Origin of the sequence: Planotetraspora mira (assembly GCF_016863275.1) — a bacterium.
GTDB classification, from domain to species: domain Bacteria; phylum Actinomycetota; class Actinomycetes; order Streptosporangiales; family Streptosporangiaceae; genus Planotetraspora; species Planotetraspora mira.
The window spans coordinates 40,455-61,689 of sequence record NZ_BOOO01000050.1 but is presented as its reverse complement, the minus strand read 5'-3'; the positions used below and the strand labels follow the sequence as shown (position 1 = coordinate 61,689).

Below are 21,235 nucleotides of genomic sequence, written 5' to 3'. Positions count from 1 at the left end.
GTCAGAGCAGGCAGAACTCGTTACCCTCCGGGTCGGCCATCACCACGTGATCGGGCCTGCCCCGCAGGTCGTCCTGGTGGATCACGGTCGCACCGGCGGCTTGTCCGCATAACCGCGCGGTTTCCCGGCCTGCTGGCACTCGTGCTCGCCGAGGACGGACGCCTGGACGGGCTCTAGAGCATCCTCGAGGAGTTCGGCGAGGTGAGCGGCACCTTGCCTGGATGCCTGGAGAAGTGATCTCCCGAGCGGCGCAACGGTGATGCCTCCGCCCTCGGCTGAGGACGGAGGCATCGACCGCATCCCTGGGGGCCTGCTCGGCTCGGATCGGCCATGGCCCCACAAGGGTTCACATGACCTGCCGTCCGTTGGATCGGACGGTTCTAGTCCTCCTGCCCCTGGCTCTGGCTCTGGCTCTGACTCTGGTTCTGGCCCGCGCCCGCCCCCTTCTGGGACTGGCTCTGGGCCTGGGCCTGACTCTGGCGCTGAGGAATGCCCATGTCGTGACGCATGTGGCGGTCACGCATGCGCTCGTGGCGCGTACGGTCGCGCATGTCGCGGTCGTAGCGGTCGCGCATGTCGCGGTGGTACCGCTCACGCATGTGGCGGTCGCGCATGCGGTCACGCATTTCGCGGTCGTGACGGTCGCGCATGTGCTCGCGCATGTGGCGCTCACGCATGTGCTCACGCATGTGGCGCTCGCGCATGCGCTCGCGCTCACGGGGACCGGGCGGCGGTTCCTTTCGGAGAGTGCCCGTCGCCATTGCGTACTCTGTTGCGCTGAGCATTGTCGCGTTCGCCTGGACCTGGCCGGTCGAGGCATTTGAGACCTGGCCGGACCCGAAAAGTAAGGCCGCCCCGAGCAGTGCCGTACCGAGCGGCACCGTGACGCGTTTTCCGTGCATAGCGCCTCCTCCCCCGAATCGCCTTCGTGCGCGGCGATACGGGTAGAAATCCATGGTTGACAGGTACGTCCGCGCACGTCCAGTCGAGTTGGCGCGTCCCATGCCGCTTCGAGGGATACTCCATCGACGCACGTGCCTCCGCGCTGCCGACGAGCCTCTTCCTCATTGGCACGCGAATACGCACGGAATACGAGCACATTGCCCTCGAATTAATTAATAGCGTTTTGACGCACCGCATGTCGCGAGTTTGCTGACACTAATGGACAATTCACTGCTTCGCGCCGTCACATTCAGTTACCCCCTGCAGTCGGCCGGGCTGCGCACCCCTGCTCGGGCAGGTGGCCCCCACAATGTTGATTTTCGATTCTCACGGAATCCGTTCACGATTCCGTGAGAATGGAAAACGGCCTCAGGCGCCCCCTCCAGATCACCCGACTCACTGAGCGCCTGCCCCGACGACATCGGGCACCGTCCTGCACACCGGGCGGGTGTGCTCTCCGGCCGACGGCGGGGGGCGTACAAAGCGCCACCCGGGACGCCGGCGGAAGACATCCGATCCGGCGATGGACCACATGCCGGAAATAGCAACCCAACATGCTTGTTCAGGGGCGAATTCCGTCTATAAGTTGAGGCCGCCCCTACGTCACCGCACCCCCCTTGGAGCTCATATGGCCGTCCGGGACCTCGACCCCCGCACCCCGGTCGTGGTCGGTGTCGGTCAGTGGTCGGAGCGTCTGGGCGAGCCCGGTTACCGGCGGCTCTCCGCCGTCGACCTCGCGGCCGCCGCGGCGCGTGAGGCGCTCGGGGACACGGGCGCGGATCCGTCGGCGGCGGCCGCGATGGTCGGCACCGTGGCGGGTGTCCGGCAGTTCGAGACCTCCGCGCCGGGTGCGACGGCCCCGCTCGGGAGGTCCACGAACTTCCCCCGCTCGGTCGCCCGCAGGGTGGGCGCCGACCCCGCACGGGCGATCCTCGAGGTGTCGGGCGGCCAGGGACCGCAACACCTGGTCAACGAACTCGCCGCGACGATCGCCGCCGGCTCCTGTGAGGTCGCGCTGGTCTTCGGCGCCGAGGCGATCTCCACGGTCCGGCACTTCGCCGGCGCGCCCGATCGGCCCGACTTCTCCGAGACCGTCGAGGGCGATCTGGAGGACCGCGGCTACGGGCTCGAGGGGATGGTCTCCCGGTTCCAGGCGGCCCACGGACTGACGGGCGCCCCCAGCCAGTACGCCCTGTTCGACAACGCGCGCCGCGCGCGGCTGAAGCAGAGTCGCGAGGAGTACGCGGCCGGGATGGGCGCGCTGTTCGCCCCGTTCACCAAGGTCGCCGCCGCCAACCCGCACGCCGCCGCCCCGACCGAGCGCACGGCCGCCGAACTCGTCACCCCGACCGAGCGGAACCGGATGATCGCCGAGCCGTACACGCGTTATGTGGTGGCCAGGGAGAAGGTCAACCAGGCGGCCGCCGTCCTGCTCATGTCGGTGGCCGCGGCGCGGCGGCTCGGCGTCCCGGAGGACCGATGGGTCTTCCTGCGCGGGCACGCCGACCTGCGCGACCGTGACCTGCTGGACCGTGCCGACCTCGGCACCGGCCCCGCGTCGATCATGGCGGTCCGGCACGCGCTGGAGGTGGCGGGCATCGGCGTGGCCGGCCTGCTCACCATCGACCTCTACAGCTGTTTCCCCATCGCGGTCTCCAACATCTGCGACGGCCTGGGCCTGGCCGCCGACGACCCGAGGGGCCTGACCGTCACCGGCGGCCTGCCGTTCTTCGGCGGAGCGGGGAACGACTACTCGATGCACGCCATCGCCGAGACCGTCCAGCGGCTGCGCTCGGCTCCGGGGTCGTACGGACTGGTCGGCGCCAACGGCGGGATGCTGAGCAAGTACTCCGCCGGCGTCTACTCCACCACGCCCGGTGAGTGGCGGCCCGACCGCAGCGCGGCCCTGCAGGCCGAGATCGACGCCTGGCCCGGGGTGGAGCAGGCCGTCCAGGCCGACGGGTGGGGCACGATCGAGACCTACACCGTCAGGCATCGGCGTGAAGGCGACCGCGTCGGCATCGTCGTCGGACGCCTCGAGGCGGACGGCCGCCGCTTCCTCGCCAGAACCGAGGACTCCGACACCGCCATGCTCGACCTGCTGAGCACCGGCGAGCCGATCGGCCACCGGGTCTACGTCCGCTCCTTCGACGCGGTCAACCGCGTCACCACCGGCGACGCCCGGATGGACAGGCTCAGGAGGTGACCGCGCACCGGCCGCGGTCCGCCCTGGTGGGACCCGCCGCCGTGGGACGCACGTCGAAGTCGAAGATCGCCGTCGGTATGTAGAGGGAGCAGCAGGCGTTCGGGATGTCGACGATCCCGCTGATCCGGCCCTCGATCGGCGCCGACCCGAGGAGCAGGTACGCCTGCTCACCCGTGTAGCCCCACTTCTTCAGGTACTCGATCGCGTTGATGCAGGCCCGGCGGTACGCCAGGGTCGCGTCGAGATAGTGGTTGGTGTCCCTCTCGTGGTCCACCGAGATCCCGATGAACGACAGGAACTCCGAATAACGCGGCTCCACATTGCCCGGAAGGAAGATCGGGTTGGTCGTCACGCCGTACTTCTCCATGCCGCCCTTGATGAGGTCGACGTGGAAGTCGATGAACCCGCCCATCTCGATCGCGCCGCAGAAGGTGATCTCGCCGTCGCCCTGACTGAAGTGAAGATCCCCCACCGACAGCTTGGCGCCCTCGACGAACACGGGGCAGAAGACCCTCGCGCCCCGGGTGAAGTTCTTGATGTCCTGGTTCCCGCCGTTCTCCCGGGGTGGGACCGTACGGGCGCCCTCCGCCGCGATGCGGGCCGCCACGGCGCCGGTGGCCGTACCGGTGACGGCGTTGCGTGGCTCCGGCGGCAGGCCCAGCGCCGGGACGCGGCCGGGATCGGTGTCGATCAGCGCCTGTTCCCGCCGGTTCCAGGTCGCGAGCAGGTCTGGCGAGGGCGCCGTGCCGAACAGGCCGGGATGGGTGATCCCCGTGAACCGGACGCCCGGCAGGTGCCGGGAGGTCGCCTGCTGTCCGTGGAAGTCCCAGATCGCCTTGTAGGCGTCGGGGAAATGATCGGTGAGGAAGCCTCCTCCGTTGACCTTGGGGAAGATCCCCGTGTAGCCCCATCCCTGTCCCGCGATCTCGCCCGCCTGCTGCGGGACCGGACCGAGGTCGAGGATGTCGACGACCAGCAGGTCGCCGGGTTGCGCCCCCTCGATCGCGATCGGCCCGCTGAGCATGTGCGGGAGCGTCAGATCGATGTCCCGGACGTCGTTCGCGGAGTCGTTGTCGCCGATCTGGGCGTCGGTCCAGTCCCTGCACTCCACCCGGAACTCCTCGCCCGGCCGTACGGTCACGACCGCGGGGATGTCCGGATGCCACCTGTTGTGGCCGGGCACCACCTGATCCCGCATGGAGCGTGTCTGGTCCACCTGGAACACGACCTCAGGCATGGCGGCCTCCTTCGTCGACGCCTCGCCTCCGCGCGCGGCTTCGCACCCGTTTCCGTACCGGTCACCGGCCGGTCTTCCACGCGAGCCCGGGTGCCCGGTTCATGCGGCCGTCAGCGGCGCCGCCCGCGCCGCGGCACGCCCGCGACGACCTCGGGCTCGTCCCGGCTCCGCTCCTCCCGCGCCAGCGCGCCGGTCAATGCCGGGGCCAGCCGGGACAGGCGGGGGGTGGAGTAGACCCGGCGGGCACCCGCGCCACACCACGGGCACTCCCGATGCGCCGACGCGGTCCCCATCGGCAGGACCACGTCGAACGGCCCGCAGGCCGGGCACAGGAATTCATAGGTGGCCATGACACCCCCCGTTGAGCACTATCCGGACGTCCGGGGCCACCTCCCCACATTACGCCCGGCCGGCCGGATGACTCGGGCCACGTCAGCCGGCCAACCTGCCCACGGCCTCGACGACCGCCAGGGCGCCGTCCTCCGCGTCGACACGACCGGCGAGCTCGGCGGCCCTGCGCCGATAGGTCTGGTCGGACACGGCGGCGCCGAGGGCGGCGGCCAGCCGGCCGGCCGACAGGCTCCGGAACGGAATCGCACCAGGACCCACACCCAGCGTGGCCAGCCGCGAGGCCCACAGACGCTGGTCGGCTACGGCGGGCAGGCCCACGGCGGGAACACCCGCGCGGATTCCGGCCGCCGTGGTCCCGCTTCCCGCATGGTGGACCACCGCGGCCATCCGCGGGAACAACCAGTCGTGCGGCACGTCCTCGACGCCCAGCACGTCGTCGCCCTCCGCCGCCATGCCCGCGGGCCCGGTCTGCAACACGCCTCGCAGCCGCGCCCGCCGCAGCGCTGCCAGCGCGATTTCGGTGTGCCGGTCGAGGTTCGCGGAGGCCATACTGCCGAATCCGACGAACACCGGGGGCGGGCCCGACTCCAGGAAATCGAGCAGTTTCGCCGGGGGCCGCCAGCCAGGTGTGCGCTCGGGCCACCAGTAGCCGGCCACTTCCAGTCCCTCCCGCCAGTCCGCCGGACGAGGGAGCACGCTGGCGCTGTATCCGTGGAAGACCGGCCATCGGGTGGTCTCGCGGCGCCGGTAGACCTCCCTGGAGGTCGTCGCGGGAAGGCCGAGCCGGGCCCGCAGGTCCTTGGCGGAGCCCGCGTGCGCGGGAGACGGGACGGTGAACAGCAATCGGGCGGCGGCCCGGTTGCCCCACCGGCCGAGCGAACGGGGGAAGGCGCCCATGACCGGCGGAAAGTCTCCCGTCGGCTCTATCGGCTGCAGATGGACCCCGATGCTGGGGAGACTCATGGCCTCGGCCACGTGGTAACCGGCGGACGCCGGCGCATTCAGGAGCAGCACGTCGGCGCCCCGCTCCGCGGCCTGGACGATCCCGTCGGCCGATTTCCTGCCGTAGTCGGCGAACATCCTGGCTTTGGCCACCGGCGCGACCTTCGCCCCGCCGACCGCCACGGGAAGGAGCGGAATCGGATCTCCGGGAATGGCGCGGAATTCCAGGCCGGAGGCGGTCACCAGGTGGCCGTAGGGCTGGTGTGCGGCGATCGCGACCTCATGGCCCGCGTCGCGGAGGCGGGCTCCCAGGCCGGTGTAAGGTGCGACGTCGCCACGGGTGCCGAGCCCGATGATCAGCACCCGCATGTGGACTGATCTCTGGTGCACAGGTGAACGATGGGCATGGTTCGTCCTCTCGGGGCGATTACAATGCACTCGCATCGTAAAGTGCGCCAACCGGGGAATCAATACGACTGCATTGGAAAGACCGGAGATGCCCAAGATCGTCGATCACGAGGCGCGGCGGCGGCACATCGCCGACGCCCTGCTCCGCATCGCGTCCAGGGAGGGGCTGGACGCGGTGAGCCTGCGGGAGGTCGCGGCGGAGGCAGGGGTGTCGATGGGCATGGTCCAGCACTATTTCGCCACCAAGGACCAGATGCTCATGTTCGCCATGATCCAGCTGAACGCCAGGATCGGCGAACGAGTGGCCACCGCCATGGATGCGCCGTCGCCGCGGGCGTTTCTGCGGGCCGCGATCCTGGAACTCCTCCCGCTCGACGACGAACGCCGTTCGGAGGCCCGCATCGGCCTCGCCTTTCTGGCCCGATCAGTCGTCGCCGACGAACCGGCGGATCTGCTCCGCCAGGCCCTGCCGTACGTCATCGGCTTCTATGCCGAGCAGATCCGCGCCGCGCAGGAACTCGGCCAGGTGCGCGCGGACCTCGACGCGGGGATCGAGGCGGTGATCCTGTACACGATGGCCCAGGGGCTGGTGAACCCCGCCCTGATCGGCCACCTCTCCCCGGAGGAGGTGGTCGCGACGGTCGACTACCACCTCGACCGGCTCTTCCTCACATCCGGGTGATCGCGTCGCGGCGGCGGATCAGGAAGGCGCGCTCCGCGGCGTTGTCCGCGCGGGCGATCGCCGCCTCGTAGGCCCGCACCGCCTCCGCGGCGCGACCCAGGCGCCGGAGCAGGTCGGCGCGTACGGCGTGGAACAGGTGATACGCGTCCAGATCAAGACCGTCCACGAGGGCGAGCGCCGGCTCCGGGCCGTCCACCTCGGCCACGGCGACCGCGCGGTTGAGAGCCACGACCGGGGTCGGGGCGACCGTCAGGAGCAGGTCGTACAACTCGAGGATCTGCCGCCAGTCGGTGGCGGACGCGGTGTCCGCGTCGCTGTGGACGGCGTTGATCGCCGCCTGGATCTGGTACGGCCCGGGCCTGTCCCGGCGGAGGCACCGGCGGACGAGGTCCTGTCCCTCGGCGACGAGGTCGCTGTCCCACCGGCCGCGGTCCTGATCGGCCAGCAGGACGAGATCGCCGGCCACAGTGGTGCGGGCGTGGCGGCGGGACTCGACGAGCAACATCAGCGCGAGGAGCCCCATGGCCTCCGGCTCGTCGGGCATGAGTTCGGCCAGGAGCCGTCCCAGCCGCACGGCCTCGGCGCAGAGGTCCTCACGGACCAGACGATCGCCGGAACTGGCCGTGTAACCCTCGTTGAAGATCAGGTAGATCACGGCGAGCACGGCCTGGAGCCGCCCGGGGAGGTCGGCCTCCCTCGGGACCCGATACGGGATGCGCGCGTCACGGATCTTGCCCTTGGCCCGGACCAGCCGCTGGGCCATGGTCGGCTCGGGCACCAGGAAGGCCCCGGCGATCTCGGCGGTGGTCAGCCCGCCCAGGAGTCGCAGCGTCAGCGCCACCTGGGAGGCCGGGGCGAGCGCGGGGTGACAGCAGGTGAAGATCAGACGCAGCCGGTCGTCGTGCACGGGCCCCTCCTCGGCCGGTTCGTTCCTGGCGTGCAGCAGGGCCGCCTGTGCGTGCCGGTCCTCGCGGGACGCCTCACGCCGCAGGCGGTCGATCGCCCTGTTCCGCGCGGTGGTGATGATCCACCCCGCCGGGCTGGGAGGCGGGCCGTCGGAGGGCCAGCGTTGCACCGCCGTGGTGAAGGCGTCCTGGACGGCCTCCTCGGCGACGTCGATGTCGCCGAAGGCACGGACCAGCACGGCCACCGCCCGGCCGTACTCCCGGCGGAACACGCCGTCGATCTCCGAGGTGGACGGATGCGCCATGGCGGATGTCAGTCCTCCTTGTCCCCCTGGACGACCCCGCTTCCATCGGATGTGATCCTCCCGGACATCGGCGGGGCCCGCCTCTCACTGTCCATACGAACGGCCTGTGCCCGGATCGACAGTTCCGCCCGCCGGACGGGATCGCCGCCTCTCGGGCAGGATGTGCTGATGATGATCCTGCTGTCCGGGTTGCCGGGAACAGGCAAGAGCACACTGGCGCAAGCACTCGGCCGCGCGCTTCCCGCGGCGGTGTTCTCCGTGGACCCGATCGAGTCGGCCCTGCTGGCCGCCGGATTGCCACGAGGGTTCACCACCGGCCTGGCCGCGTACGGCGTGGCCCAGCGCATGGCCGATGACCACCTCGCCCTCGGCCAGGCGGTGGTGGCGGACGCCGTGAACGACGCCGATGAGGCGCGGGACGCCTGGCGCGAGATCGCCGCCAGGAACGACGTGCCGCTGGGCGTCGTCGAATGCGTGTGCTCCGACGCACGACTGCACCGGGAGCGCCTGGAAACACGCGATCGCGGGCTGGCCATTCCGGAGCCGACCTGGGACTCCGTACAGCGACGGCGGGGCGATTGGACGCCCTGGCCCGAACAGGCCATGGTGGTCGACTCGGCGCGGCCCCTGTCCGAGAACCTCGCCCGGGTCCTCGCGGCCCACCGGCCGACGGCCACGACGTAGGGGCGCCGTCGCCCAGGGCCTTTCCACACCGACTCTCCCGCCGGCCGGGTTTTGTCGGGGGCGTCTGGCAGGTTCAGCGCATGATCTTCTTCGTCTACCGCACCCCCTACGAAGGCCCGCTCAGCAAGAGGGTCCGCCGGCTGCCCGACGCCACCGTGCTCGGCTGGTTTCGCCGTGGGTGGGCCGAAGTGGTGACCGGCCAGAACCAGGCTGTCGGCACCTGGCTCGGGGCGGAGCTCGGCGGTGACGTGTACGGTCTGCACACGATCTTCGATCGGGCCCGCGAACACGGCCTCGCCGCGCCGGAGTCCTGGCAGGAACTGCGCGACCTCCTCCAGGAGCATCTCTACTTCGAGGGCGAGTTGCGTGTCGACGCACACAGCGTGCGGGTGCTGACCGACGACGACGAGGTCACGTTGCCGTACTTCTTCTTCGACGACACCCGCACCGGCGAGGTGGCGTACATGCTGCACGATTGGCCGCTGCCGTCCGACGCCGCCGAAGTGCCGGGCGCCGGCGCCACGCATGCCGTCCTGCTGACCTTCTACGACGGCGACAGCATCTGCCAGGAGCCGCCGTTCACCTTCCCCGGCATCCGCCTGCCCGGACTGGCGGCGCACCTTCGCACCACGACCGACGACCTGAAGAGGTGGCCGGTCGAGCTGCTGGAACTCCGCGCCCTGGTCGCCCCTGAAGACGACGACCTCGGCCCCGCGCTCGAACGACGCAACGTGTGGCCCTCCTTCGAGGACAGGCCGGCCGAGCTGTACGGCGAGCACGGCGAGGCGCACCGCTTCGCACTCGCGCAGTTGGCGGACCCCGGCGTGTTCTCCGGCCGGGATCCGGGCCGCACGCTCATGCGCAGCGACGAGCACCTGGCGCAGTTGTCGATCCACCTGAGCGGCTTCTTCGGGCACCAGCAGTGGTTCCTCTTCGACGACATGTGGATCGCCCGGCATGAGGACCTCGCGCGTTCGCTCCTGCGGTACGCCACGGCGTGGGACCCGTTCGAGTAGCGAACCGCCTGCCGGAGGACGCCCGCGCCGATCACTTCTCCGCGGGCTCGTAGATCAGGGAGAGCACACCGGTCTTGAAGGTCGTCGAAGAGGTGAGCTTCAGCGGGATCTGCTGCCCCTCCTCGAACAGCCGCTGCCCCTTGCCGACGGCGATCGGGTGGACCAGGAGACGCAGTTCGTCGAGCAGGCCGTGGCGGAGGAGCGATCGGACGAGCGTGGTGCTGCCGCTCATGCTGATGTTCTTGCCCGGCCGGTTCTTCAGCTCGGTGATCTGCTCGACGAGGTCGCCGCGGAGCAGCGTGGTGTTCTCCCAGTCGGCGGACTCGAGCGTGTTCGAGACGACGTACTTGCCGATGGTGTTGATGTATCCGGCGAACGGGTCGTCCTCGGCGGTCTTGCCGGGCCAGTAGGCGGCCCATTCCTGGTACATGACCCGCCCCATGAGGAGCGCGTCCGACTCCTCCATCTGGGCGCCGATGGCCGCGCCCATGTCATCGTCGAAGTAGGGGAAGTGCCACTGGTCAGGCGCCTCGACGACGCCGTCCAGCGAAATGAAGAACCCAGCGATGATCTTGCGCATGTCAGGTTTCCCGTCTCTCGTGGTGTGACATCACCTTCCCACCGACAACTTGAATCGTCAAGACAGTTTTTTCGTTCGGTGATGCGTGTGACACAGCTCATAACGGCCTCACGAAATAACCGGGGACGGTCTCCCTGTTTGCACGTACGTCACAGAAACGGGGAGAACTTCCCCACTTATGTACGACAGATGACGAAAGTCCATACAAGAGGTAACGGAGGGTCGCCGTGGGTGCCGCGAGCACGACCGTCGAGCGGAGCGGTGCTCCCCGGCTGCGGGCGGACGCGTCGCGCAATCGGGAGCGGATCGTGGCAGCCGCACGTGAGGCGTTCGTGGAGTTCGGCGCGGACGTGACCCTCGATGAGATCGCGCGGCGGGCCGGGGTGGGGAACGCCACCATCTACCGGCACTTCGCCGATCGCACGGAACTGATCCGTCAGGTGACCCTGGAGGTCATGAACCGAATCGTGAAGCTGGCGGAGTCGGCGCTCACGGACGAGCCCGACGCGTTCGAGGCGCTGCGGCGCTTCGTCCACGGCGCGGCCGACGAGCGGATCGGGGCTCTGTGCCCGATCCTGTCCGATGTCTGCCCGCCGATGCCGACGGAGTTCACGGACAAACGTGATCGTCTCGAACAGGCGGTGCAGAGCATCATGGACCGGGCACGCGACGCAGGGGTGCTACGCCCCGACGTCGGCCCCGGAGACGTCCTGATCGCGCTGCCGCAGCTCACCCGCCCACTGCCCGGCACCGGCTGCCTGAACCTCGGCCGGTTCATCGATCGTCACCTCGAGCTTTTCCTCGACGGGCTCCGCGCTCCGGCGCGATCCCCCCTGCCCGGCGCGGCCGCGACGTTCGAGGACCTTCGCGGCCAGAACTGACCACGCCGACCACCCTTCAGCTCTTCGTCCCTCATCTGTTGTCCACCTGCAATTTCGCCTTTCTTACATCGTTAGTGAGTATCTCCATGCCTGAAACGGCCCAGGTCCAGCCGGACCCGCGGCGCTGGAAAGCCCTTGCGTTCATCGCCATAGCCCAGCTGATGGTCGTTCTCGACGGAACCATCGTGAACATCGCGTTGCCCTCCGCCCAGGTCGATCTCGGCATCTCCGACACCAACCGCCAGTGGGTCATCACGGCCTACGCCCTGGCATTCGGCGGGCTGCTGCTCTTCGGCGGCCGCATCTCCGACCTGTGGGGACGCAAGCGCGCCTTCACCATCGGTCTCATCGGTTTCGCCACCGCCTCGGCCATCGGGGGCGCCGCGGCCAACGAGGCGATGCTGCTCGGCGCCCGCGCGCTGCAAGGTGCGTTCGGCGCGTTGCTCGCACCGGCCGCGCTTTCGCTGCTCGCGGTCACGTTCACCGAGGTGAGGGAGCGCGCGAAGGCGTTCGGCATCTACGGTGCCATCGCCGGCGGCGGCGGCGCCCTCGGTCTGATCCTCGGCGGCTTCCTGACCGAGTACCTCGATTGGCGCTGGACGTTCTTCGTCAACATCCCGTTCGCGGCCGTCGCCGCCACCGGCGCGGTCCTCGTCATCCGCGAGCCTGCGGGCAGCCGCAACAGCAACGGCCTGGACATCCCCGGCGTCATCCTGGCGACCCTCGGTCTCGTCTCCCTGGTCTACGGCTTCACCCGCGCGGAGACCGACGGCTGGACCGCGGGCGTGACCATCGGCCTGTTCGTCGGGGCCGTCGTGCTGCTCGCCGCGTTCGCGCTGGTCGAGGGCAAGGTGCGGTCTCCGCTCCTGCCGCTGCGTGTGGTGACCGACCGCAACCGCGGCGGCGTCTACCTGTCGCTCGGCCTGGCCATCATCGCGATGTTCGGCCTGTTCCTCTTCCTGACCTACTACCTGCAGGTCGTCAAGGGGTACTCGCCCGTCCAGACGGGCTTCGCCTTCCTGCCGATGATCGCCGGAATGATCACCGGTTCGACGCAGATCGGCGCACGCCTCATGACCCGGGTGCCGCCGCGCCTGCTGATGGCGCCGGGCTTCCTGACCGCCGCGATCGGCATGCTGATCCTGACCCAGATGCAGACCGACAGCTCCTACGCGGGCCTGGTGCTGCCCGCACAGATCCTGCTCGGCCTCGGCATGGGCACGGCGTTCATGCCAGCGATGAGCCTCGCGACGTACGGCGTCCAGCCGCGCGACTCGGGCGTCGCCTCCGCGATGGTGAACACCTCGCAGCAGGTCGGCGGCGCCATCGGCACCGCTCTGCTCAACACCATCGCCGCGAGCGCCGTGACCAGTTGGGTCGCCTCCCACGGCGCCCAGGCGGCCACCCTCGGCAAGGTCGGCTTCGCCAACGAGGCCGCGGTGCACGGGTACGCCACCGCGATCTGGTGGGCCGTGGGCATCCTGCTGGTGTCGGCGATCATCGCCGCCACCTTCATCAACACCGGGCGCCAGGGCGCCACCGTCGTGTCGTCCTCGAGCGAGGACGGCCAGCAGGACTCGTCGACGGTCCCGGTGATGGCGCACTGACCATGTTCCGTACGGCCCGGCCGTACAGGACATAGAGCCGTACAGGACATAGAACTGAGGGGCCCGGCATGAGCCGGGCCCCTCACTCGTTCATCCGGGGCGGGAAGCCGATGGACCGGCGCCTTCCTCCGGCTCAGGCCAGGACGACCTCGATCGCGAGGTCTCCGCCGTTCTCGGCCAGGACGAGATCCCCGATGTTGCCGGCGGCGCGCACGTCCTGCTCGCCCAGACGGACGAGACCGGCCCCACGCCCGCTGACGGTCACGCCGGAGACCTCGGCGCGCATCGACACCTTCGCCTCGGACTTCGCCTTGCGCACGTGCCTGAGCACCTCCCCCGCCGCCGACAACACGGCGGGGTCGCCCGCGCCGCGCTCCGGCGCCGGCCACGGCGCGCGGTGGACGGAGCCCTCACGCCACCACGACCAGACCTCCTCGGTGACGAACGGCATGAACGGGGCGAACAACCGCAACAACGTGTCGAGCGCCTGCCGCAGGGCCGCGCGGGCCGACGCGGCCGGAGCGTCGGCCCCGCCGTACGCCCGTCCCTTCACCAGTTCCAGGTAGTCGTCGCAGAACATCCAGAAGAAGCGCTCGACCACCTCGATCGCGCGGGTGTGGTCGTAGGCCTCGAAGGCGTCCGTCGCCTCGCGCACGACATCCGCCAGTTGCGCCAGCATGGACAGGTCGACCGGCTCCGTGATCTCCCCGTCGCCGTCGCCCAGCCCGAGCACGAACCTCGACGCGTTCAGGATCTTGATCGCCAGCCGCCTGCCGATCTTGAGCTGCCCGGCGTCGAAGGCGGTGTCCACGCCGTAACGGCCGTTGGCCGCCCAGTAGCGCACCGCGTCCGAGCCGTGCTGCTCCAGCAGGTCCATCGGGGTGACGACGTTGCCCTTGGATTTCGACATCTTCTTGCGGTCGGGGTCGAGGATCCACCCGGAGATCGCGACGTCGCTCCAGGGCAGGCCGCCGAACTCCAGGTCCGACCTGACCACCGTCGCGAAGAGCCACGTCCGGATGATCTCGTGCGACTGCGGGCGCAGGTCGGCGGGGAAGACCCGTCCGAACAGATCCCCGTCGGTCTCCCAGCGGCCCGCGATCTGCGGTGTCAGCGACGAGGTGGCCCAGGTGTCCATCACGTCGGGGTCGGCCATGAACCCGCCGGGCACTCCGCGCTGGTCCTCCCTGTAGCCGGGCGGCACGTCCGAGGTGGGATCCACCGGCAACGTCCCCTCCGGGGGAGTGATCGGCTCGTCGTAAACCGGCTCTCCGGCGGCGTCGAGCCGGTACCACACCGGGAACGGCACGCCGAAGAACCGCTGCCGGGAGATCAGCCAGTCTCCCGCGAGACCTTCGACCCAGTTCTCGTAGCGCACGCGCATGTGCCGCGGATGCCAGGACAGCTCGCGCCCCCGGTCCAGCATCCGCTCCCGCAGGCCCGCGTCCCGCCCGCCGTTGCGGATGTACCACTGCCGGGTGGTCACGATCTCCAGCGGCTTGTCTCCGCGCTCGTAGAACTTGACCGGGCGGGACACCGGCCGCGGCTCGCCGTCGAGGTCGCCGGACTCGCGCAGCAGTTCCACGATCCGCTCGCGCGCGCTGTGCACGGTCTTGCCCGCCAGTTCCTTGTACGGCTCGGCCGCCACGCCCGCGGGCGGGTCCGCGAGCAGCCTGCCGTCCCACCCGATGACCGGGCGGGTCGGCAGCCCCAGCTCCCGCCACCAGGTGACGTCGGTGACGTCGCCGAACGTGCAGATCATCGCGATGCCCGAACCCTTGTCCCGCTCGGCCAGGCGATGGGCGAGGACCGGCACCTCCACGTCGAACAACGGGGTGCGCACACTCGTGCCGAACAGCGGCCGGTAACGCTCGTCGTCGGGATGCGCGACCAGTGCCACACAGGCGGGGATCAGCTCGGGTCGGGTCGTCTCGATCCAGACGGGCCCCCGGTCTCCGCGGAAGGAGACGCGGTGGAAGGCGCCCGGCCATTCCCTGTCCTCCAGCTCGGCCTGGGCGACGGCCGTACGGAACGTCACGTCCCACAACGTGGGAGCCTCGGCCAGGTAGGCCTCGCCCCGGACCAAGTTCCGCAGGAAGGCCCGCTGCGAGACGGCCCGCGCCTCGTCGCTGATCGTCGTGTAGAGCAGCGACCAGTCGACCGACAGGCCGACCCGCCGCCAGACCGCCTCGAACGCCTGCTCGTCGATGGCGGTCAGCTTGTGGCAGAGCTCCACGAAGTTGCGCCGCGAGATCGACACGTCGCGCTTGCCCGGCTTCTCCGGCGGCACGAAGTCCGGGTCGTAGAGAAGCGACGGGTCACACCGCACGCCGTAGACGTTCTGGACGCGGCGCTCGGTGGGCAGGCCGTTGTCGTCCCACCCGATCGGATAGAAGACCGACTTGCCGTTCATCCGCTGGTAGCGGGCCATGAGGTCGGTATGAGTGAAGGAGAACACGTGGCCCACGTGCAGCGAGCCGGACACGGTGGGCGGCGGGGTGTCGATCGAGTAGACCTGTTCGCGCGGCTTCGACCGGTCGAACCGGTAGGTCCCCTCGGCCTCCCAGCGGGCTACCCATACCGACTCCAGGCCGTCGAGAGTCGGTTTCTCGGGCATGGAGGCGTGGAGCCGTCGCTGTTCGGTCATGCGTCAACGATAGGGCCCCGTCGCCACACCATCCCGTGCCATCGCCGAGTCGCGTCGCGATGTCTCCCGTGAACCTCCGGCGGTCTGACAGACGAGTCAGGAAGACCTCCCGGCCGTGCGGGCACCAGTGGGCGGCGATCGGCGTGAAGAGGCGGCGGAGCGGAACGGCCGCTCGATCGACTGAGCCTTACACCGTTGGCGGAATCGGCCCCGGTGCACGGCCCTGCGGACGCGTCCGGCATGATCGACACGACCTCTGACACGGCCCTTTCAAGCCGGTTTGATCGCTTAAAAGGCAGGGGCTAGATTCTCGGCGGTCGCGGAACACTTGTGATCGGACAGCCAGGACGGAGGCCGCTGTGCATGATGCGGTGTCAGGCAAGCGGGAACGTCAGGAGCGCTTCGCCAAGGAACTGCGGGGGCTGCGTGCGGAGGCGGGGAACCCGTCGTTCCGGGTGATGGCCGCCAAGTCGCGCACCGTCAGCCACGCGACGCTGCACGAGGCGGCCAAGGGGACGCGTTTCCCCAGTTGGCTGACCACGGAGGCGTTCGTCGAGGCGTGCGGCGGAGACGTCGACGACTGGCGGACGCGGTGGCGCGAGGCACTGGGCGAGCCCGAAACGGCCACGCCCGAACCACGCACACCCGAAACGGCCACGCCCGAGCCACGGACGGCGGCCGATGAGCCGGAGACGCCCTCGCACAAGCCGGAGAGCACGCCGGACGGCACCGCGGACGAGAGCGATGACCTTTCTGACGAGCCGCACGGCCAGGGAGGCGATCCGGAGGTTCCGGCGGACGGGCCGCACAGCCACGGGGGCGCCGCGGGACCACACGGGCACGGGGGCTCGGACGTGCCGCAGGCCGACACCCGAGAAGCCGCCCCGGACCTCCTGACGGGCACTCCGGCAGTCCCCATCGGCGAACGGGGATCCGGCGCACCGCCGGCCGCGACCGCGGACGCGACCGCGGCCGATCCGGTCCCCACGCGAAGGCGGCACCGGCGCGCGGCGCTGATCCTGGCGGGATGCACGGCGGTGGCCGCCGCCGGCACCGTGGCCTATCTGCAGCCGTGGCACGGCCAGAGGACACCGATTCGCGCCAAATCGAGTCCGCAGCCGACGACGACATGGGCGACGGCACCGGCGACACCGTCGACGACACCGGCGGCCGCGACACCGGAGTTGACGGTTCCCCGGATAAAGGGCGACCAGAGCCTGTTCGTGGCCGACGTCACGATTCCCGACGGCACCGTCGTGGAGCCCGGGCAGCAGTTCACGAAGACCTGGGAGATCGCCAATATCGGGACCGTCCCGTGGCACGGCCGCTTTCTTGAGCGCGTCGCGCTGCCCGCCGACAACGGGACGTGCTCCACGCCGAGCAAGGTTCCGATTCCGGACACGAAGCCGGGCACGCACGTGCGCATCAGCGTGACGGTCATGGCCCCCGACACTCCTGGCTCCTGCTGGGTCGGCTGGAAGATGGTCGACGGGGAGGACCGCCCGTTCCTCCCCGGCTCACGCCCGGTCTACTTCGTCGTCAACGTCGCGCAATGACGGGTGTCAGAGCATGTCAGAACCTGTAAGACGCGCTACCTGACAACGAAGATCGCCGCCCATGATGACTCCGACCCTTGACCGGCCGACAGACGGCCGGGGAGTCCATCGCCAGAAAGGCGGCACCTTTGAAGGCAGGACGTTTCGCGAAGGGCGCGATCATCGCGCTGCTGTGCGCTCCGGCGGTCGCCGGGATCTCGGGGACCGCCCACGCGGAATCGGCTCCGGGATGCAGCGGGACCACGCAGATCGGTTCGACCGCCTACATCACCTCGGGCGGCACGACCTTCGCGTCGGTGAAGCAGTTCAAGGGGTGCGGGAAGAACTGGGCCTACCTCTACGTGTGGGAGGGCTACCGGAGCACGCACAGCACGTGGGACGCGTGCGTCGCCGTCGGCACGCCCGGAAACAGCACCCTGAACGGCACCCAGTGCAGGACCCACACGACCGAGATCTGGTCACTCGGCACCAACACGCTGTCGGTGTGCACGCAGGCCATCGGCTGGATCCCCGACGGGGCGAGCGCCAAGACGAGCGAGCGCTGCTGACGAGGGCCTCCGGCGCCGGACGGTTCCCCATCGCGGCCGCCGGCGCCTCCCACGAGCACGCCCGCTCCCAAGCGGGCGACGTTCTCCGCGGCTGACGCCGCTCTTGTGAAAGGACCCCCCTTGAAGTCTGGACCTTCGCGGCTGCGCAAATTATGCGCACCGCTGGTCGGCGCGGCGACGTTGTTCGTCGCGCTGTTCGTGGCGCCCGGCGCGGCCGAGGCCGCCGTCGGGTCGCACTCCTACACGGTCACCGCGACCCTGGACGGGCGCACGGCCAAGGACCTGAACAACCACGCGTACCCCAACAAGTACGCGAACGGCAGCACCATCACGGTCACCTGCCAGGACAGTGGGCCCGACGCCTACGGGAGCACGGTCTGGGACCGCACCTCCGACAGCCTCTGGGTCCCCGACTTCTACGTGAAGACCGGGCACTCGGGCTTCACCGACGAGGTGCCCCGCTGCGTCAACGGCAACACGCCGGGCAGCGGCACCGGCCGGCCGTACACCGTCTCGGCCACCCTCGACGGGCGCACCGAGCGTGACGTCAACAACCACGCGTATGTGAACAAGTACCTGAGCGGCAGCGTCGTCTGGATCACCTGCCAGACCACGGGCCCCGACGCGTACGGCAGCAACCTGTGGGACCTCACCGACGACAACCTGTGGGTCCCCGACTTCTACGTCAAGACCGGCTACAGCGGCCCCACCCCGCAGCTTCCGCGTTGCGGCGGCGACGAGGTCGACCCGCCCGCGACCGGCCCGCACTCGTTCCCGGTGACGGCAACGCTCGACGGCCGCAGCGTCAAGGACGTCAACAACCACGCCTCCGTCGACCGGTACTTCGAGGGCCAGTACGTCGAGATCAGCTGCCAGGACAGCGGCCCCGCCGCCTACGGCAGCACGATCTGGGACCTCACCGCCGACGGCTGGTGGCTCCCCGACTTCTATGTCAAGACCGGCTACAGCGGCTTCTCCCCCGCCCTGCCCCGCTGCACCTCCGGGGGCGGCTCCACCGGCGGTCACTCGTACGTCGTGACGGCCACCCTCGACGGCCGTACGGCCAAGAGCCTCAGCAACCACGCCTACCCGGACAAGTACCCGTCGGGCAGCACGGTGACGATCACGTGCCAGGCGTACGGTGAGTTCACCTACGGCGGCTCGGCCATCTGGGACAAGACCACCGACGGGCTCTGGGTCGCCGACTACTACGTCAAGACGGGCACGGACGGCTTCGTCGCCGGCCTGCCGCGTTGCGACAACACGCCTCCGCCCGCCGGCGGCGACCCGTCCGGCTGGGACCCCGGCTCACCGGCTCCGCCGTCCTCCACTCACCAGGAGAAGGTCAACGCGGCGATCGCGGCCGCCCGCGCCGAGATCACCAACCACCCGCTGTACGCGTGGGGCGGCGGCCACGGCGCCCACCCGGGCCCGACCCGGGGGTACTGCGACGGCATCAACGGCTACGACGCCACGGGCGCGTGCGCCGCGGACAAGCGGATCGGCTTCGACTGCTCCGGGCTCATGCGCTGGGCCTTCTACCAGGGGACCGGCGTCGACATCGGTCCCGTGACGACCTACAACATGTACGACCACCGGCCGTCCATCTTCGCCTACACCATTCACCGGGTCTCCGACCTGCAGCCGGGCGACCTGATCCTCAGCCGCCCCGACGAGCACAACAGGCCCTCCCACACGGTGATCGTCTCGAAGGTGAGCGGCTCGACGATCACGATCATCGAGGCTCCGCGGACGATCATCCCCCTGCGGGAGACGACGTTCCCGACCGAGACCTTCATGGTCGCCTACCGCCTCGCGTAACCTCTCCGCGAACGATCGGGCCCCCGCACTCCGTCGAGTGCGGGGGCCTCGTCGTCTCCGTGCCCTACGACGTCGTGATGACCGGCCGGTACATCCGGAGCCAGAGGGACAGGTCGAGGGCGCGCTCGAACAGGCGGCGGGCGAGAGGCACGACCCGCGGGTCCTTCGCGTCGACGGCGCGGCGCAGGCCGTCGCGGTCGATGAGCCCGAACACCGGGTCGGCCGGGTCGGCGAGCAGGTCGCGCGCGTTGCCGCGCATCGTGGCCGTGTACGCCGGATCCTGCGTGGACGGATAGGGGCTCTTCGTCCTGTCCACCACCGACTGCGGCAGCAGGTCGGCGGTCGCGCCGCGCAGGAGGCTCTTCTCGCGCCCGTCGTACGACTTGAGCGCCCAGGGGACGTTGTAGACGTACTCCACGAGCCGGTGGTCGCAGAACGGCACCCGCACCTCGAGGCCCACGGCCATGCTGGCGCGGTCCTTGCGGTCCAGCAGGACGCGGACGAACCGGGTGAGGTAGAGGTAGGAGATCCGGCGCATCCGGTGCTCGAGGTCGCTCTCGCCGTCCAGCCGCCCGACCCCGGCGACGGCCGTGCCGTACGCGTCCCCGATGTAGCGGCCGAGGTCGAGCGCGCGGCTCAGGCCGGGGTCGAGGAAGGTGCGCGGCCGTGAGCCGCCCGCGAAGGACGCCAGCCAGGGGAAGGTGTCCGCCTGCCTGACCTTGGGATCGAAGAACTGCCGGTATCCGCCGAACACCTCGTCGGCGGACTCCCCCGACAGCGCGACCGTCGAGTGGCGGCGGACGGCGGAGAACAGCAGATGGAGGGAGGCGTCCATGTCCCCCAGCCCGACGGGGGCGTCCCGGGCGCGGATGACGTCGGCCCGCGTCCCGGGATCGGCGAGAGCGGCGGAGCCGAGCACGATGTCCTCGTGGTCGGTGCCGGACAGCTCGGCGACGTCGTGCACGTAAGGGGCGTCGCGTGTGGCGCGGTGCGCGGTGGCGACGAAGTTCTCCTCCTGCCCGGCGAAGTCGACCGCGAAGCTGCGCAGCCTCTCCCCCGTGCCCGACAATCGCCGGGCGGCGATCGCCGTCAGGGCCGAGGAGTCCAGCCCGCCGGACAGGAGCGTGCAGCGCGGCACGTCGGCGACGAGCTGGCGGCCGACGATGTCCTCGAGCAGGTCGCGGACCCGGGCGACCGTCGTCTCCCGGTCGTCGGTGTGGGGCGCCGTCCTTAGGGACCAGTACCTGTCGACGCGGATCCCGTCGCGGCCGACGCTGACGACGGTCCCCGGCTCGACCTCGCGCATGCCCTTCCAGATCGCGAGACCGGGCGTCCTGACGAAGGCGAACATCTCCCTGAGCCCGTCGAGCCCGACGGCCGTCTCGGCGAGCGGGTTGGCGAGGATGGCCTTGGGTTCGGAACCGAACAGCACCCCGTCGGATGTCGGGTGGTAGAAGAGCGGCTTGACCCCCATGCGGTCGCGGACCATCACCAGCGTGTCCCGCCGGCCGTCCCAGATCGCGAAGGCGAACATGCCGTTCAGGTGCTCCGCCACCGCCTCGCCCCACTCCAGGTAGCCGTGCAGCACCACCTCGGTGTCGGACGTCGTGCGCAGCGTGTGACCGCGCCGCAGGAGCTCGCGCCGCAACTCGGCGAAGTTGTACGTCTCGCCGGAGTAGACGAGCGCGACGTCGCCCTCGGGGGTGCGCACGCTCATCGGCTGCCGTCCGCCGGGCAGGTCGATGATCGCGAGACGGCGGTGGCCGAGAGCCGCGTGCCCGGCCACCCAGGTCCCGTGGTCGTCCGGCCCCCGGCGGGCCATGGTCAGGGTCATCGCCTCGAGCGTGGGCAGCGCCTCCCCCAGGTCACGCTCGAACGACACCCAGCCCGTGATTGCGCACATGTCGATCCCTTGTC

The 21,235-nt window shown here is 70.0% G+C and carries 18 protein-coding genes; 9 read left to right on the top strand and 9 right to left on the bottom strand.

Translation table 11 applies throughout. The features are described from left to right. Position 1: 1 nt before the first annotated feature. Together Pmi06nite_RS43160 and Pmi06nite_RS38815 are read right to left on the bottom strand one after the other, a co-directional pair. Positions 2–139, bottom strand: coding sequence for a VOC family protein (locus Pmi06nite_RS43160; protein WP_203958242.1), 138 nt, complete (start codon positions 137–139; stop codon positions 2–4). 241 nt (positions 140–380) lie between these two features. After that, positions 381–902 (bottom strand): hypothetical protein, encoded by a 522-nt coding sequence (locus Pmi06nite_RS38815; RefSeq protein WP_203958241.1) that lies wholly within the window; start codon positions 900–902, stop codon positions 381–383. 668 nt (positions 903–1,570) lie between these two features. Between Pmi06nite_RS38815 and Pmi06nite_RS38810 the strand changes: the two genes are divergently transcribed. Then, entirely contained in the window at positions 1,571–3,148 is a 1,578-nt protein-coding gene (locus tag Pmi06nite_RS38810) for an acetyl-CoA acetyltransferase (protein WP_203958240.1), read from the top strand. Here the strand turns inward: Pmi06nite_RS38810 and fmdA are convergent. The 3 genes from fmdA to Pmi06nite_RS38795 all read right to left on the bottom strand — a co-directional run bounded on the left by fmdA (position 3,138) and on the right by Pmi06nite_RS38795 (position 6,068). Then, positions 3,138–4,385 (bottom strand): formamidase, encoded by a 1,248-nt coding sequence (fmdA, locus tag Pmi06nite_RS38805; protein WP_203958239.1) that lies wholly within the window; start codon positions 4,383–4,385, stop codon positions 3,138–3,140. The genes Pmi06nite_RS38810 and fmdA overlap by 11 nt on opposite strands. Positions 4,386–4,495: 110 nt before the next feature. Next, on the bottom strand, positions 4,496–4,735 hold the full coding sequence (locus Pmi06nite_RS38800) for an FmdB family zinc ribbon protein (RefSeq protein WP_203958238.1): 240 nt from the start codon (positions 4,733–4,735) through the stop codon (positions 4,496–4,498). Between the two features lie 82 nt (positions 4,736–4,817). Continuing rightward, positions 4,818–6,068: a glycosyltransferase gene (locus tag Pmi06nite_RS38795; protein ID WP_203958237.1), complete on the bottom strand. Its 1,251-nt coding sequence runs from the start codon at positions 6,066–6,068 to the stop codon at positions 4,818–4,820. Positions 6,069–6,174: 106 nt separating this feature from the next. Here Pmi06nite_RS38795 and Pmi06nite_RS38790 point away from each other — a divergent pair, with 106 nt between their 5' ends. After that, on the top strand, positions 6,175–6,768 hold the full coding sequence (locus Pmi06nite_RS38790) for a TetR/AcrR family transcriptional regulator (RefSeq protein ID WP_203958236.1): 594 nt from the start codon (positions 6,175–6,177) through the stop codon (positions 6,766–6,768). Here Pmi06nite_RS38790 and Pmi06nite_RS38785 read toward each other — a convergent pair. Then, the gene (locus Pmi06nite_RS38785; protein WP_203958235.1) at positions 6,755–7,978 is read right to left on the bottom strand and encodes an RNA polymerase sigma factor; all 1,224 of its coding nucleotides are present in this window, start codon (positions 7,976–7,978) and stop codon (positions 6,755–6,757) included. The two genes, Pmi06nite_RS38790 and Pmi06nite_RS38785, sit on opposite strands and share 14 nt — an antisense overlap. A gap of 168 nt (positions 7,979–8,146) precedes the next feature. Here Pmi06nite_RS38785 and Pmi06nite_RS38780 point away from each other — a divergent pair, with 168 nt between their 5' ends. Next, complete coding sequence (locus Pmi06nite_RS38780; protein WP_203958234.1) at positions 8,147–8,662, top strand: P-loop nucleotide/nucleoside kinase family protein; 516 nt, start codon at positions 8,147–8,149, stop codon at positions 8,660–8,662. Between the two features lie 80 nt (positions 8,663–8,742). Continuing rightward, complete coding sequence (locus Pmi06nite_RS38775) at positions 8,743–9,678, top strand: hypothetical protein (RefSeq protein WP_203958233.1); 936 nt, start codon at positions 8,743–8,745, stop codon at positions 9,676–9,678. Between the two features lie 31 nt (positions 9,679–9,709). Here the strand turns inward: Pmi06nite_RS38775 and Pmi06nite_RS38770 are convergent, their stop codons facing one another. Continuing rightward, positions 9,710–10,258, bottom strand: a complete 549-nt coding sequence (locus Pmi06nite_RS38770) for a dihydrofolate reductase family protein (RefSeq protein WP_203958232.1) — start codon at positions 10,256–10,258, stop codon at positions 9,710–9,712. A 227-nt stretch (positions 10,259–10,485) separates the two neighbouring features. On the opposite strand from Pmi06nite_RS38770, the gene Pmi06nite_RS38765 reads away from it, so the two are divergent. Together Pmi06nite_RS38765 and Pmi06nite_RS38760 are read left to right on the top strand one after the other, a co-directional pair. Next, the gene (locus Pmi06nite_RS38765; protein ID WP_203958231.1) at positions 10,486–11,139 is read left to right on the top strand and encodes a TetR/AcrR family transcriptional regulator; all 654 of its coding nucleotides are present in this window, start codon (positions 10,486–10,488) and stop codon (positions 11,137–11,139) included. Positions 11,140–11,225: 86 nt separating this feature from the next. After that, positions 11,226–12,746: an MFS transporter gene (locus Pmi06nite_RS38760; RefSeq protein ID WP_203958230.1), complete on the top strand. Its 1,521-nt coding sequence runs from the start codon at positions 11,226–11,228 to the stop codon at positions 12,744–12,746. A 133-nt stretch (positions 12,747–12,879) separates the two neighbouring features. Here the strand turns inward: Pmi06nite_RS38760 and valS are convergent, their stop codons facing one another. Beyond that, positions 12,880–15,393 (bottom strand): valine--tRNA ligase, encoded by a 2,514-nt coding sequence (gene valS / locus Pmi06nite_RS38755; RefSeq protein WP_203958229.1) that lies wholly within the window; start codon positions 15,391–15,393, stop codon positions 12,880–12,882. A gap of 359 nt (positions 15,394–15,752) precedes the next feature. Here valS and Pmi06nite_RS38750 point away from each other — a divergent pair, with 359 nt between their 5' ends. The 3 genes from Pmi06nite_RS38750 to Pmi06nite_RS38740 all read left to right on the top strand — a co-directional run bounded on the left by Pmi06nite_RS38750 (position 15,753) and on the right by Pmi06nite_RS38740 (position 19,318). Beyond that, positions 15,753–16,949 (top strand): NBR1-Ig-like domain-containing protein, encoded by a 1,197-nt coding sequence (locus tag Pmi06nite_RS38750; RefSeq protein WP_203958228.1) that lies wholly within the window; start codon positions 15,753–15,755, stop codon positions 16,947–16,949. A 128-nt stretch (positions 16,950–17,077) separates the two neighbouring features. Further along, positions 17,078–17,497 carry a hypothetical protein gene (locus Pmi06nite_RS38745; RefSeq protein ID WP_203958227.1) on the top strand — a complete coding sequence of 140 codons (420 nt, stop codon included), beginning with the start codon at positions 17,078–17,080 and terminating at the stop codon, positions 17,495–17,497. 120 nt (positions 17,498–17,617) lie between these two features. Then, on the top strand, positions 17,618–19,318 hold the full coding sequence (locus Pmi06nite_RS38740) for an NlpC/P60 family protein (protein ID WP_203958226.1): 1,701 nt from the start codon (positions 17,618–17,620) through the stop codon (positions 19,316–19,318). Between the two features lie 64 nt (positions 19,319–19,382). Here the strand turns inward: Pmi06nite_RS38740 and asnB are convergent, their stop codons facing one another. After that, on the bottom strand, positions 19,383–21,221 hold the full coding sequence (asnB, locus tag Pmi06nite_RS38735; protein ID WP_203958225.1) for an asparagine synthase (glutamine-hydrolyzing): 1,839 nt from the start codon (positions 21,219–21,221) through the stop codon (positions 19,383–19,385). Positions 21,222–21,235 lie beyond the last annotated feature (14 nt).

Bases quoted from the DNA above. Each gene is read 5' to 3' on its own strand.
- asnB (WP_203958225.1), bottom strand. From the start codon at position 21,221: ATGTGCGCAATCACGGGCTGGGTGTCGTTCGAGCGTGACCTGGGGGAG.
- Pmi06nite_RS38790 (WP_203958236.1), top strand. From the start codon at position 6,175: ATGCCCAAGATCGTCGATCACGAGGCGCGGCGGCGGCACATCGCCGAC.
- Pmi06nite_RS38815 (WP_203958241.1), bottom strand. From the start codon at position 902: ATGCACGGAAAACGCGTCACGGTGCCGCTCGGTACGGCACTGCTCGGG.
- Pmi06nite_RS38780 (WP_203958234.1), top strand. From the start codon at position 8,147: ATGATGATCCTGCTGTCCGGGTTGCCGGGAACAGGCAAGAGCACACTG.
- valS (WP_203958229.1), bottom strand. From the start codon at position 15,393: ATGACCGAACAGCGACGGCTCCACGCCTCCATGCCCGAGAAACCGACT.
- Pmi06nite_RS38770 (WP_203958232.1), bottom strand. From the start codon at position 10,258: ATGCGCAAGATCATCGCTGGGTTCTTCATTTCGCTGGACGGCGTCGTC.
- fmdA (WP_203958239.1), bottom strand. From the start codon at position 4,385: ATGCCTGAGGTCGTGTTCCAGGTGGACCAGACACGCTCCATGCGGGAT.
- Pmi06nite_RS38760 (WP_203958230.1), top strand. From the start codon at position 11,226: ATGCCTGAAACGGCCCAGGTCCAGCCGGACCCGCGGCGCTGGAAAGCC.
- Pmi06nite_RS38810 (WP_203958240.1), top strand. From the start codon at position 1,571: ATGGCCGTCCGGGACCTCGACCCCCGCACCCCGGTCGTGGTCGGTGTC.
- Pmi06nite_RS38785 (WP_203958235.1), bottom strand. From the start codon at position 7,978: ATGGCGCATCCGTCCACCTCGGAGATCGACGGCGTGTTCCGCCGGGAG.
- Pmi06nite_RS38800 (WP_203958238.1), bottom strand. From the start codon at position 4,735: ATGGCCACCTATGAATTCCTGTGCCCGGCCTGCGGGCCGTTCGACGTG.
- Pmi06nite_RS38775 (WP_203958233.1), top strand. From the start codon at position 8,743: ATGATCTTCTTCGTCTACCGCACCCCCTACGAAGGCCCGCTCAGCAAG.